Source organism: Amycolatopsis echigonensis, assembly GCF_014174495.1.
In the GTDB taxonomy this organism is placed as follows: domain Bacteria; phylum Actinomycetota; class Actinomycetes; order Mycobacteriales; family Pseudonocardiaceae; genus Amycolatopsis; species Amycolatopsis echigonensis.
Window position 1 is genome coordinate 94,163 of record NZ_JACJHR010000007.1, and the last position, 12,137, is coordinate 106,299.

The window sequence follows — 12,137 nt, forward strand, 5'->3', positions numbered from 1 at the left end:
TGCCAGCTTGCCTGATCCCCGGGCGAGTGTCGTGCTCCGCGCGGGTGCGATCATGCCGCTGTCCCGTTGCCCTTGGAGAGGGGTTCGCCGGTGCTCGCCGAACAGGTCGAAAAACTGCTCGCCCAGCCGTTGCCGTGGCCGATCGTGCAGGCAGGCGACCCCGTGCTGCGTGCCGCCGCGCGCCCGTACGAGGGCGAACTGAGCGACGAGACGCTGTCCGCGCTGATCGCGGGCATGAAGGAGACCATGCACGCCGCGCCCGGCGTCGGCCTCGCCGCGCCGCAGATCGGCCTGTCGGTCCGGATCGCGGTCGTCGAGGACAGTGCTCGGGAACGTCCGGGGGTCGCCGAATCCACCCTCGCGACCCGCGGGATCGTTCCGCTGCCGTTCCGCGTGCTGGTGAACCCGACATACACCCGAGTGGGCGATGAAACCGCCGCGTTCTTCGAGGGCTGCCTGAGCGTGCACGGCTGGCAGGCCGTCGTCGCCCGAGCCCTGCGGATCCGGCTTCGCGGCGCCGACGAAACCGGTGCCGCCCTGGACGAGGAATTGTCTGGCTGGCCAGCGCGAATCGTCCAGCACGAGACGGATCACCTGCACGGCATCCTGTACCTGGACCGAGCCGAACTGCGCTCGCTGTCCACCCACGAGGCCGTCGCCCGCCGCTGGACCCAGCCGACACCTGCCGAGGCCGCTCGCGAACTGGGCTTCGACCTCCCCTGACTCCTTCGGCGCCGGTTTTTGTCGGTGGCCGCTGATACGTTCCTCCGCAGTCGCCCCGCCCGGGGCTTGCCACTGGGGAGGAATCTCGTGAACTCGTTGCAAGACAAGGCAAAACTCTTCCGCGAACTGCACGCGACGGACGTCCTCGTCCTGCCGAACGCCTGGGACGCGGGCAGCGCGGTCGCCATCGAACGCGCCGGTGCCCCAGCGATCGCCACCACCAGCGGCGGCGTCTCCTGGGCGCTGGCCAGAGGCGACGGCCAGCAGCTCTCCCGCGCGGAAATGCTGTCAGTGATCGCCCAGATCGCCGCGGCCGTAGAAGTCCCGGTCACCGCCGACGTGGAAGGCGGCTACGGCTCAGCTCCCTCGGCCGTCGCCGAAACCGTGACGGGCGTAGTCGAGGCCGGTGCGGTAGGCGTGAACCTGGAAGACTCCCGCGCCGGAACCGCCACCCTCTTCACCCCGGACGAACAGGCAGAACGCTTCACCGCGGCCCGCGCCTCCGCCGCGACGGCCGGTCTCTCGGAGTTGTGGATCAACGCCCGGACGGACGTGTACCTGTTCGGAATCGGCGAACCCGCCGGCCGCTTCGACGACGTACTGACCCGAGCCCGCGTCTACGCCGACGCCGGAGCGGACAGCATCTTCGTCCCGGGCCTGGTGGACGTCGAGGTCCTGGCGGAGCTGGCAAAGGCCTCGCCCATCCCGGTCAGCGCCATGGCTGGCCCCGGCGCACCCCCGGTGTCGGACCTGGCAGGGGCCGGAGTGCGCCGGGTGAGCGTGGGAACGGCCATTGCCCAGGCGGCCTACTCGCTGGCCCACCACGCGGCGGCCGAGGTGCTGAACCAGGGGACCTACGGGGAGGTGACGGGCGCACTGGACTTCGGAACGGTGAACGGCTGGTTCAACTGAGGACGGCCACGGCTGATGAACTGCCTGGGGTTAAGCCTTGCCGGGGGCGGCGATCCAGGTTGTCCCGCGGCTTGTCGGGCCGAACGAATCGGAACCACTCGGCTTCCCGTTGAAACCCTTGCGCCTGCCGGGTGCTGCCGCCGCTCGTCCGGTGCCTGCTCGTTGTGTCGGGCAGGAAGGTGCCGCGGGCCTTCCGAGGGGGCCGGGACGAGCCTGGGATTGGAGCCATGCCCGGTCTTCGCAGGGAAGCAGGGCGGCTAGCGAGGAAGTCGACACGGTCGGCAGCGGGAGCGATCGCGTGCTTGGCGATCCGTTCCCGGCCGCGGACTTCGGCGGCCCGGCGGCGCGCTTCGGTACGCCTCCGTCCGCGGAAACCCTCGACGCGGCGGCGGACTTCGTCGCATGTGAGCCGGTCAGTGAACTCGTCCGAAGTACCCGAGGCGCGCACCGCGGCCAGCACCTGGCCGATGAGCGTCTGCGGTTGCAGCGAGTGAGTCGGGTCTGGTCTTACGAGCGGACTGGGTCGATCGAGTTGGGTGTGGCGTTGCGGACCGACCGGGCGAAGCGAGCCGGGGCTCGGCGTTCGCAGGGGAGCAGGACCGAGCGAGTCGGGTCTGGCTTTTGCGGGCGGATTGGGTTGAGTGAGTTGGGTGTGGCGTTGCGGACTGGCCGGGCGAAGCGAGCCGGGGCTCGGCGTTCGCAGGGGAGCAGGACCGAGCGAGTCGGGTCTGGCTTTTGCGGGCGGATTGGGTTGAGTGAGTTGGGTGTGGCGTTGTGGAGCGGCCGGGCGAAGCGAGGCGGGCTCGGCCGGGTAGCCGCGTCGCGCGGGCACGCGGCTCGACCGGGCTGGCAGGTCGATCGCGAGACGGGTCGACCGCGCAGCCACGTCGGGCGGGCAGGTCGGGCAGGCAGGTCGGGCGGGCAGAGCGAGGCGAGATGGCGACTCGAACCAGCCCGACCGGTCTCCTAGCCCTGGCCTCGGGCTGGCTCAGCCGGAGCCGATCCTTTCCGCCTGCCCCGCTCAAGCTCCAGCAACCTCCGCTTGTACTCCACCCCAGCCGCGTAGCCGGTCAGCGAGCCGTCGCTGCCCAGCACCCGGTGGCACGGCACCACGATGCCGATGGGGTTCCGGCCGTTCGCCAGGCCGACCGCACGGGACGCCGTGGGGCGGCCGATCGACTCGGCGAGCTCTCGGTAGGTCGTCGTCTCGCCGTACGGGATCTGCAGGAGCGCCCGCCACACCGTCTCTTGGAAAGGAGTGCCACTGAAAGCTAACGGAAGGTCGAACTCGACCCGGTCACCGGCGAAGTACTCGTTCAGCTGACGCGTCGCGGCGACGAACGGGCGGTCGTCCCGGTCGCCGAAGGCGGCGCGTGGAGGGCGGTACTGCTCGTCGCCGATGTACAGGCCGGTTAGGGCGCCGTCGCGGGCCATGAGGGTCAGCGGGCCTTCGGGACTGTCGATGACGGTGTGCACCACGGTCATGCCGATTCCTCCTCGGGAATCCGGTTGATCGGGTGGTCGCCGGTCGCCCAGAGGTGCTGGACCGCGTACGCGCGCCACGGCTGCCACCGAGTGGCGTGCGCGATCAAGGCGGCTGGACTCGTTGGCAGGCCTAGGGTTTCGGCGGCGATCTTCACGCCCAGGTCGGTCGCGACGAAGGCGTCCGGATCGCCGAGGGCGCGCATGGCGATGCTCTCGACAGTCCACGGGCCGAAACCGGGCAGCGCGGCCAGTTGCGCGCGGGCGTGGACCCAATCGCCGCCGGCGGTCAGGTCGACGTCGCCGGAGACCAGGGCCGACACGAGGCCGAGCAGGGTCGCGCGGCGGGACTTCGGCATGGCCAGCGTTTCCGGGTCCAGGTCGGCCAGCGCCTCGGGGGACGGGAACAGGTGCGTCAGGCCGCCTTCCCGGTCCTCGATCGGGGTGCCGTGCGCCAGGACCAGGCGTGCTGCGTGGGTGCGGGCGGCCGCGGTCGAGACCTGTTGGCCGAGGACGGCTCGCACGGCGAACTCGGCTCCGTCGGTCGTGCGTGGGACACGTCTGCCGGGAGCGGCGGCCACCAGGGGAGCGAGGGTCGGGTCCGCGGCGAGCTGGTCGTCGACGGCCACTGGGTCGGCGTCGAGGTCCAGCAGCCAGCGGCAACGGCTGATCGCGGCGGCCAGGTCGCGCAGGTCGGTCAGGCTCAGGCGGCACGCGACGTGGTCCGGCTCCGGGCGCAGCGACACCACGCCGTGGCCGTGCGGCAGTCGCAGGGTGCGGCGGTAGGCACCGTCGCGCCATTCCTCGACGCCCGGGACCGCGGTGGCGATCAGGTGCCCGAACAGGTTGTCCGGGCACAGCGGCCGCCGGAACGGGAGCCGCAGCGACAGCACGCCCGGCGACTTGGTCCGTTTGCCGCCGCGGACGCGCGAGCGCAGTTCGCTCGGCGTCAGGGCGAAAACTGCCCGCACGGTTTCGTTGAACGTCCGGATGCTGGAGAACCCGGCGGCGTGCGCGATATCGCTCATCGGCATCGTCGTGGTTTCGATCAGCAACCGGGCGGTCTCGGCGCGCTGGGCCCGCGCGAGTGCGAGCGGGCCCGCGCCCAGTTCGGCCTGCACCTGGCGTTCCACCTGCCGGACGCTGTACCCCAGACGATCGGCCAGGCCCTGCACGCCTTCCCGGTCGACGATTCCGTCGCCGATCAGGCGCATCGCGCGCGCCACGACGTCGGCGCGCTCGTTCCACTGCGGCGAACCTGGCGACGCGTCAGGTCGGCAGCGTTTGCAGGCACGAAATCCGGCGGCCTGCGCGGCGGCCGCGCTGGGGTAAAAGCGCATGTTCTCGACCTTGGGCGGCACCACCGGGCAACTCGGCCGGCAGTAGATCCGCGTGGTCAGCACCGCGGTGAAGAACCACCCGTCGAACCGGTCGTCCTTCGACTGCACCGCGCGGACACAGCGTTCGGTCTCCTCGTACACGCCGACCAGTCTGCCGCGCCCCGTGCGCGAAACCTCGCGAAAAAACGACATCACCCTGGCGGGGCAACTGGCTCCCGATCCGCCGCCCGCGTGTCGACGACGGACAACCCGCACACCAGCCCGGTCAGGCCCCGATGTCCCCGCGTGAAGACCATGAACACCAGGTGCGCCAGCAGCCACAGCGACGTCCACCCGGAATTCAAGCCGACCAGGATGAAGTAGCCGCCCGAACCGACCAGGAACTGAATGATCGACTGCATCATCGACGGCGGCCGCCCGTCCGCGCGCACCACCGTCAGCAGAACCGCGCGTTGACCAGGCGTCGCGCCGTTGCCAGCCAGCGGCACGAACAACAGCAGAACCGCGGTGGGCACCCATCGGCCGAGGACGTCGTCGATCAGCGTGTTGTTCTGCAGCGTGCCCTTCGTGACGTACTGGACCGCAAGCGCGATCATGCTCAGCGCGACGCCCGCCAGCGTGACCGAGATCAGATCGAGCACCATGCCCAGCAGCCGCCGCCGAGCCAGGACTGGACGCGGTTCGTCCGGACGCAGCCGTCCGGATCGGCGCACCACGGGCGCGAGCAGCGCGCCGATCCCCGCGCCGACGGTGTTGGAGAGCAGGTCGCCGGTATCGAACAGCCGGTACGGGCACTCCATCAGGAACCACACGCCGGTCAGCTGGGTCGTTTCGATGGCAAGCGACACAAGGAACCCGCTGGCGATGGCGAATCCGATGCTCCGCCTGAACAAACGCCGCAGGAACACGCCCCACGGCACGAAGAACGCGACGTTGAACAACACCTGCCGCAGCGCCGGATTATTCAGCAACCCAGTGTCGAACTGCCGCAGGTCTTCCAGGAACTGGAGCGGATTCCACACCGGGTGCCGAAGCGCTTCGTGCGTCGCGCAGTACGCGGCGTCGACGTTCGGCAACGGCAGCAGCGTGTAGGTGACCAGCGCGAAGCAGTACACGAGGAAGGCCGGTGCCGCGACCGCGCGCAGCAGGCCGAGTTCGCCGCGTTTGCGATAGCTGATCGCGACATACGGAACCACCAGAACGAACGCCAGCCCGAATCCGGCGAACACGGCGATCAGCGTGGGCCCGCTCCACTGAGTCATCGTTCCTCCACCCTGCGTGCGCGCACAGGCTAGCGGGCGGCAGTAGCCTGGGCACGCGGGAAGGAGGAGCAGTGGACGACGACATCGAAGACAACGCCGACACCGGCTTGCTGGATCCGGAGGACACCCTGGAGGAGGGCGATCCTTACGACGAGGGCTACTCGCCGCCGGAGCGTCCGCTCGCGACTCGCGACTGGGGCACCACCGCCTCTGAAGAAGCCACCGGCGAAAGCTGGGCGGGCCGGCTGGCCCGCGAACTCCCGGACATCCGCGCGACCGACGGCGACGGCCTGGGCGACACCGACGACACCGACGGCGAACTCGTCGACGACGAGGTCGGCGACTTCCGCGCGGGCCGCCTGGTCGCCTCCAACGCAGGCTTCGGCCCGGAAACCGAGGCCGAGTTGTATGCCTCGGACATCGGCATCGACGGCGGCGCGGCGTCAGCGGAGGAAGCAGCGGTGCACGTCGTCAACCCGCGGGATTTGTGACCTTTCTGCTGGGCTCTTCAAGCCCGTGTGTCGCTAGTCCGCCGGATCCCCGATCCAGACCGAGGCCGGAAGCACGTACTGCCGCAGCAGTTTGACCAGGTCCGCGTCCCCGCCGCCGTGCAGGGTCTCTTCGGTCAGCCTGCGGGCGACTCCGGCCAGGAAATCGGCTGTCTGGACCCGCGGTTCGGACTTCGAGTCGACGAATCGCCACTGCGGCACCGGATCGAGCAACTGGGCGAGCCGCGCCGGGGTGAGGGACGGCTGCTCGTCGTGGATGACCTTTTCCGGACGCCAGAACGCGATCGTGTCGGCGAGGGCGGGCATCAACGGGTCGAGCGGCGAGACGAGGCCGGGGTCGGCGAGAAGCTGGTCGCGCAGAGCAGTCAGTCGCGGGCGAGCCGCGACCCAATCACCGAGAACGTCCGTCTGGGCGAAGAAGCTGGCGGGCGTGGTCGCGGGGAGACGGCGGTTCGAAGTCCGCAGCAGTCCGGTGAACGAGCGCAGGAATTCGGACCAGCGACGGGTGCCGTGGATGCGTGGGCCTTCTCGGTGCAAGGCGCGGGCGCGGGCGTCCGGACGGCACCGCAGGCATTCCGGGTACGGGGTCTGGTCGATGAGAAGGTCGACGATTTTGCCCGCCAGGAACAGGGCTTTGTCGACGAGCAGCACGCTGGCGTTGTCGGCGAGAGGCTTGGTGAGCAGCCATTCCAACGCGGCGCGGTTCTTGGCGCGCAGTAGATGGTTGGCTTTGTACTCGAGCGCGGGAGAACCGATGAGTTCCCTCAGCCGCGCAACACATTCCGCGGCGGACTCAGGTTCCAGCCGGACCCCGGCGTGCGCGAATACCGCGGTGTTCGCCCCGATCAGGTTCACGCCCTCCGAACCGGACTCGTCGCACGCGATCGTCGGCGGCCGCACGAAATCCGATCCTGCCAGACCCGCGCGGGGAGAGCGACCCCATTTCTCCAGGGAACCCCTGGGGTGAATTCCCGGATGTGCCGGAGGTCCCGGACGTTTCACCATGAGAGGGACGGAGGGAGCCGGTCATGGTGCTCGTCGAGGAGGACGTACACGCACTGGACGACGTCCGGCGCGGGCTGGTGGTGGTCCACAACGGATTCGCCGGGGAGTGCTACCTGTGGTCGGTCGGCGGGCGGGTTCCGCTGTGGGAAACGCAGGCGATGGACCGGCTGCGCCGCCGGGGCCTGGTGAGAATCGCCCGCCGCCGGGGCGCACCGGCGAGCCCGGTCGTGCTGACGGATCTCGGAGCCGCAGCCGCCTGAGTCCTTTGTGGACTGACTGGTCGCTGAACGGCCGCGCTGACCTTGGGATGAGATGTGCGCGGCGGCGTCCGGTGCTGGTGGTCATTGGTGTGGGTTCCCGACCCGGCTCGCGAGGCTGCCACCATATCCGCACGCGTTCGCTGGCGTGACGGCTGGCAGTGGCTGGCGAGCTTCGGGACAACGGCCACGGGCAGCCTCAGCACACCGGCACGAACCTCGCAGTTGGCCGCCGGGCACGGAGCGCAACGGGCCCAAGGTGCCCCGGAGCCGCCGGGAGGGCGGTGTGCGCAGCGCTCCCGGCGGCTCCAGGGCGGTCGGGCGGCCGGAGCGGTGATCCCAGTGCACGGCACCGGCGTGCGCCGACCTGGTGAGCAAGCCTTCCGGCCGGATCAATTTCGAACTTAGCCCAGGTCCGGGGCTTGGAGGCGGTGTGTTCCCCGATCGTGTCGGCGGAACCACGCTGGTGGGCGGGTATCGATCGGGGAAGCGGCACCCATCGCGGAAGCCGCACTCGACAGGGAGCGGCGACAGGCCGGGGGACTGCACCGATCGGGCGAGCGACCCGAGCGCGCAGCGGCCTCCAGTACGAAGGGCGTAGGCGGGCCCGAAGATACCGCCGTGCGGGAGCGACACCCCGGCGTCGAGACGGCAGCGGCGAGGGCGGAGAAAAGGATGCTCCGCCCAGCACAGAAGAAGTTGCGGAGGACGCGGTACTAGGCCCGGGAGCTATCCCGGAGGGGCTGGGAGCGATGCGGCACTCAGCACAGCAGGAGCTACGGAACGGGGCGGCACCGTGACAGTGCGGTGCCGGGCGGCGAGTGACCGAGCTCGGCTGCAGTGCGAATCGGGTTCGTGGCTGGAGTGGTGTCGGGGAGGGCGCGGCACGGTTCGATTGCGGAACAGAGCGGTGCCGTGACCGGTGTGGTGTCGGGCGGGGAGTGACAGGGCTCCGGCTGCGGTATGAAGCGGGGTCGTACTGGCGAGGAAGCGACATGGCTCGGTTGCGGACCAGAGCGGCACCGGCAGGAAGCGACTCACCTCCGCTGCGGGACAATCGGCCGCGATCGGGAGGATGATCGGGGCATGGCCGGGTTCAGGGCCCGTCACCGGCGGGCGGTTGCGGACGAGGCGCTGGTCCGCGCGCTTTTCGAGGAGCACGGGCGGGCGATGCTCGCCTACGCCACGCGGTTGCTCGGCGACCGCGCGGCGGCGGAGGACGTGGTGCAGGAGGCGCTGGTCCGCGCGTGGCGCAGTCCGGACAGCCTGGTCAACGGGCGCGGCTCGGTGCGCGGGTGGTTGCTGACCGTGGTGCGGAACCTGGTGATCGACCGGTTCCGGGCGAAGGAGGCGCGGCCGCAGGAGGTGGCCGAGTCGCCGGCGGGCGTGCCGGTCGAGCGGGATCATGCTGATCAGGTCGTCGACTCGATGGTGGTGCTCGCGGCGCTCGACGGGCTTTCTCCGGAGCATCGCGAGGTGCTCGAGCAGATGTATCTGCAGGGGCGCAGCGTCGCGGAAGCGGCTGAGCGGCTCGGGATTCCCCCGGGCACGGTCAAATCCCGCTCGTATTACGGGTTGCGGGCGTTGCGGGAAGAGTTCCGGCGAGCGGAAGGGGTGGCCGGATGAACACAGCCGACGAGCACGTCGACCTGGCGGGGTACCTGACCGGTCAGCTCGCGTCGGGCGAGCAGCGCGACGTCGAGGCGCATCTGGACGGCTGCGAGCGGTGCCGGGCCGAGGCCGCGTCCCTGCGGGAGGTGCAGAGTTTCCTCGGCGAGCTGCCGCCGGAGGCGTTGCTGGACGGACCGCCGGTCGGAGCGGACCTCGTGATGCAGCGGACCGTGAACCAGGTCCGGGCCGAGGCACGTGCGCAAGCTGGGCGGGGCCGGTCGATGGCTATCGTCGCCGCGGTCGTGGTGGCTGCGGTCGTATTGGGCGTCGGGGTGATGGTGGGGCGCAGTTCGTCCGGGCCCGAGGTGGCGGCGCCGACCACGCCGCCGCCGTCGACCAGTGCGGTCCCTGGCACGAAGGTCGTGTCCGGCGCGGACGCCAGCGGGCAGACCCGGCTGACCGCGAGCATCGTGCCGGAACCCGGCTGGGTCCGCGTGGACGGTTCCGTGAAGGGCATCCCCGCCGGACAGAAATGCCTTCTCGTCGTCCTCGGCAAGAACGGCGAGCGCCAGGTCGCGGGCGGCTGGATGGTGTCGGAACGAGCGGCCCGGGACGGCGCGAACCTCTACGGCACGGCGGTCGTCGACCCGGCGCAGGTCGCGGCGGTGGTCATCGAGAACACCGCCGGGCACCGGTTCGTCGAGGCGGACGTCAGCTGAACCACCGGTCGGGCTGGCCCGGGTCGACCGGGCGGGTGTGCTGCGGGCATTGCGTGGACCGCTGGTCGAGCCGTGCGCGGGCGGACTGGCGCTAGCTGATGCGTCGGGGCGAGCGATCTGCGGCGGGTCGGCTGGATTGATCGGGCAGCGGTGGCGTGCCGGGGTCCGGCGTTAGCTGAAGCGTCGGCCGAGCCATGCGCGGGCGGACTGCCAGGGTTCGTCGGCCGGGTCGATCAGGCGGAAGTGGTCGACGCCGGGAAGCTCGACGTAGTCCACGTCGTCACCTGCCGCCTTTGCCGCGGCCACGTAGTCGCGGCTGTGCGCCACCGGGACCCGGACGTCGGCGTCGCCGTGGACGACTAGTTGCGGGCAGCCGATCGGGAGTTGCCGGATTGGCGACGCCGCCGGGTCGTCGCCGGTCAGGAACAGGCCGGCGGCGCCTTCGCCCAGTTCTTCGGCCCGGGCGCGCGGAACGTCGGTGATCGGGGCCAGTGCGACGACGCCGGAGAGTGCGCCGCCGGCCAGCAGGGCCAGGTGTCCGCCCGCGGAGTGTCCGATCGCGACTGTCGGCAGCGCGTCCGGACGTTCGACGGCGGCGATCGCTGCTCGCACGTCGTCGAGGGTTTGCGGCCAGCCGCCGGTGTCGCCGTCGATCCGCCGGTACTCGACGTTCGCCACGTACCAGCCGGCGGCGACGAGGTCGGCGGCCATCGGGTCGAGCTGGTGCAGGTCGTGCCGGGCGCGCCACCATCCGCCGTGCAGCAGGATCGCGGTGCCCCGTCCGCCCGGGGTCCCGTGGAGTTCGACGAACTGGCTGGGCTCGGTGCCGTAGCGGAGGGTTTCCATGCTGGTCATTAGATCACCATCGCGCCAGCCGTTCGTGCACTCTTGCGAGCCCTTCGTGAGCCGCGCGATACGCCTCGTACAGGCCGGTCAAGTCTGTCTCGGGGGCGAAGGTTCGCTCGATGGCGACGGTCGAGGCTGCGGCTGTTTCGACGTCCGGGTACCGGCCCGCGCCGACTGCGCCGAGCAGGGCAGCTCCGAGCGCGGCGCTGTCGTGCACGCGGAGGCGGTCGACGGGGCGAGACAGCGCGTCGGCGTGGAGTTGGGTCCAGAGGTCGCTGCGTGCGCCGCCGCCGGAGAACGTCACCGACGGGAGTCGTTCGCCGCAGGCTTCCTCGACGGTTTCCAGCACGTGCCGTGCGGAGAACGCGACTCCGGTGAGGACGGCTCGGGACAGGTCAGCGGTGGTAGTGGACGAGGTCAGCCCGAGGAAGCTGCCGCGCAGGTCCGGATCCCAGAGCGGCGCGCGTTCGCCTTGGAGGTGCGGCAGGAACACCACGCCGGGCGTGCCGTCCGCGGCGGAAGCGAACACTTCAGGCACGGACAGTCCGGATGCCCGGCTCCACCAGCGCACCGCGTCGCCTGCTGCTTGTGTTGGTCCGGCGTGCACGACGAGATCGCCGCGCGGCGGGAAGGTGACCAGGCCACGGACCGAGTTGTGCCGGTGCGAGGCCGCCGCGACCACCAGCGACGTCCCGCAGGTGACCATCGCGCGGCCCGGTTCCGTTGTGCGGGTACCGAAAACGGCGCCGAACGCGTCCATGGTTCCGACGACGACCGGGGAGTCGCCCAGTACGGCAGCGTGGCCGAGGGGTTCCTCCGGAACGAGTAGTTCCGGCAGACGGTCGCCGAGTCCGTCCACGAGTGCGACTGCCTCGGGCAGATAGCCGGACGCGTCTGCGATGCGCACGCCGGACAGCAGGTCGGTCGCGACCCGTCCGGTGAGCCGCGCGCCGATGAAATCCTTGGGGCTCAGCATCCATCGCGCGCGGGACCACAGTTCCGGTTGCTCGCGCGCGAACCACGCGGCCCGGGCACCGGCGAACGACGCATCGAGCGCGATCGGCCCGCCCCAGATGCGTTTTTTGTCGTCGTCGGTGAATCGTGCGTCGAGTTCCGCGGCGATCTCCGCGCAGCGCTGGTCCTGCCAGATCACCGCCGGAGTGAGCGGACGCAAGTCTTCGCCGACGAGCAGATGGGTGTTGACCTGGCTGACGATCCCGGCCGCGCGCACGGAACCGGCGGGGAGTCCGGAAAGGACGGCGCGGAGCGCGGTTTCCGTTGCGCGCCACCAGTTTTCCGGGTCCTGCTCGGCCCAGCCGGGACGCGGCCGCGTGATCGGGTAGGGCACGTAGTGCGCCGCGAGTTCCCGGCCGTCCGGCGCGAACGCCGCGACTTTCACCGCGGTCGTGCCGACGTCGATGCCGAGCAGAGCTTCTTCGTTCATGCCACAGCGGTACCAGGAATTCGCTAC

At 70.6% G+C, this 12,137-nt stretch carries 12 protein-coding genes; 6 read left to right on the forward strand and 6 right to left on the reverse strand.

Features of this window, described 5'->3' with window-relative positions:
- Nucleotides 1-90: 90 nt before the first annotated feature.
- Complete coding sequence (locus H5411_RS07285; RefSeq protein ID WP_312877853.1) at nt 91-723, forward strand: peptide deformylase; 633 nt, start codon at nt 91-93, stop codon at nt 721-723.
- 87 nt (nt 724-810) lie between these two features.
- Nucleotides 811-1,635 carry an isocitrate lyase/PEP mutase family protein gene (locus tag H5411_RS07290; protein ID WP_183123323.1) on the forward strand — a complete coding sequence of 275 codons (825 nt, stop codon included), beginning with the start codon at nt 811-813 and terminating at the stop codon, nt 1,633-1,635.
- Nucleotides 1,636-2,601: 966 nt separating this feature from the next.
- Here H5411_RS07290 and H5411_RS07295 read toward each other — a convergent pair.
- From H5411_RS07295 to H5411_RS07305, 3 genes are read right to left on the reverse strand one after another with little or no spacing between them, the layout of a single operon-like run.
- Nucleotides 2,602-3,120, reverse strand: a complete 519-nt coding sequence (locus tag H5411_RS07295; RefSeq protein WP_183123324.1) for a methylated-DNA--[protein]-cysteine S-methyltransferase — start codon at nt 3,118-3,120, stop codon at nt 2,602-2,604.
- Nucleotides 3,117-4,598 (reverse strand): AlkA N-terminal domain-containing protein, encoded by a 1,482-nt coding sequence (locus H5411_RS07300; RefSeq protein ID WP_183123325.1) that lies wholly within the window; start codon nt 4,596-4,598, stop codon nt 3,117-3,119. The genes H5411_RS07295 and H5411_RS07300 overlap by 4 nt, the downstream gene beginning before the upstream one ends.
- Before the next feature lie 50 nt (nt 4,599-4,648).
- Nucleotides 4,649-5,719 carry a VanZ family protein gene (locus tag H5411_RS07305; RefSeq protein ID WP_183123326.1) on the reverse strand — a complete coding sequence of 357 codons (1,071 nt, stop codon included), beginning with the start codon at nt 5,717-5,719 and terminating at the stop codon, nt 4,649-4,651.
- Between the two features lie 71 nt (nt 5,720-5,790).
- On the opposite strand from H5411_RS07305, the gene H5411_RS07310 reads away from it, so the two are divergent.
- A complete protein-coding gene (locus H5411_RS07310; protein ID WP_183123327.1) occupies nt 5,791-6,210 on the forward strand; it encodes a DUF5709 domain-containing protein in 420 nt (139 codons plus the stop codon).
- 33 nt (nt 6,211-6,243) lie between these two features.
- Here the strand turns inward: H5411_RS07310 and H5411_RS07315 are convergent, their stop codons facing one another.
- A complete protein-coding gene (locus tag H5411_RS07315; protein ID WP_183123328.1) occupies nt 6,244-7,128 on the reverse strand; it encodes a DUF3800 domain-containing protein in 885 nt (294 codons plus the stop codon).
- 128 nt (nt 7,129-7,256) lie between these two features.
- On the opposite strand from H5411_RS07315, the gene H5411_RS07320 reads away from it, so the two are divergent.
- The 3 genes from H5411_RS07320 to H5411_RS07330 all read left to right on the forward strand — a co-directional run bounded on the left by H5411_RS07320 (nt 7,257) and on the right by H5411_RS07330 (nt 9,820).
- Entirely contained in the window at nt 7,257-7,493 is a 237-nt protein-coding gene (locus H5411_RS07320; protein ID WP_101438212.1) for a hypothetical protein, read from the forward strand.
- 1,083 nt (nt 7,494-8,576) lie between these two features.
- Nucleotides 8,577-9,116 carry a sigma-70 family RNA polymerase sigma factor gene (locus H5411_RS07325; RefSeq protein WP_101438213.1) on the forward strand — a complete coding sequence of 180 codons (540 nt, stop codon included), beginning with the start codon at nt 8,577-8,579 and terminating at the stop codon, nt 9,114-9,116.
- The gene (locus H5411_RS07330; RefSeq protein ID WP_183123329.1) at nt 9,113-9,820 is read left to right on the forward strand and encodes an anti-sigma factor family protein; all 708 of its coding nucleotides are present in this window, start codon (nt 9,113-9,115) and stop codon (nt 9,818-9,820) included. The genes H5411_RS07325 and H5411_RS07330 overlap by 4 nt, the downstream gene beginning before the upstream one ends.
- Nucleotides 9,821-9,991: 171 nt before the next feature.
- Here H5411_RS07330 and H5411_RS07335 read toward each other — a convergent pair whose 3' ends face one another.
- Together H5411_RS07335 and H5411_RS07340 are read right to left on the reverse strand one after the other, a co-directional pair.
- Nucleotides 9,992-10,675 (reverse strand): alpha/beta hydrolase family protein, encoded by a 684-nt coding sequence (locus tag H5411_RS07335; RefSeq protein ID WP_220816611.1) that lies wholly within the window; start codon nt 10,673-10,675, stop codon nt 9,992-9,994.
- A gap of 4 nt (nt 10,676-10,679) precedes the next feature.
- Nucleotides 10,680-12,110 carry a xylulokinase gene (locus H5411_RS07340; RefSeq protein ID WP_183123330.1) on the reverse strand — a complete coding sequence of 477 codons (1,431 nt, stop codon included), beginning with the start codon at nt 12,108-12,110 and terminating at the stop codon, nt 10,680-10,682.
- Nucleotides 12,111-12,137 lie beyond the last annotated feature (27 nt).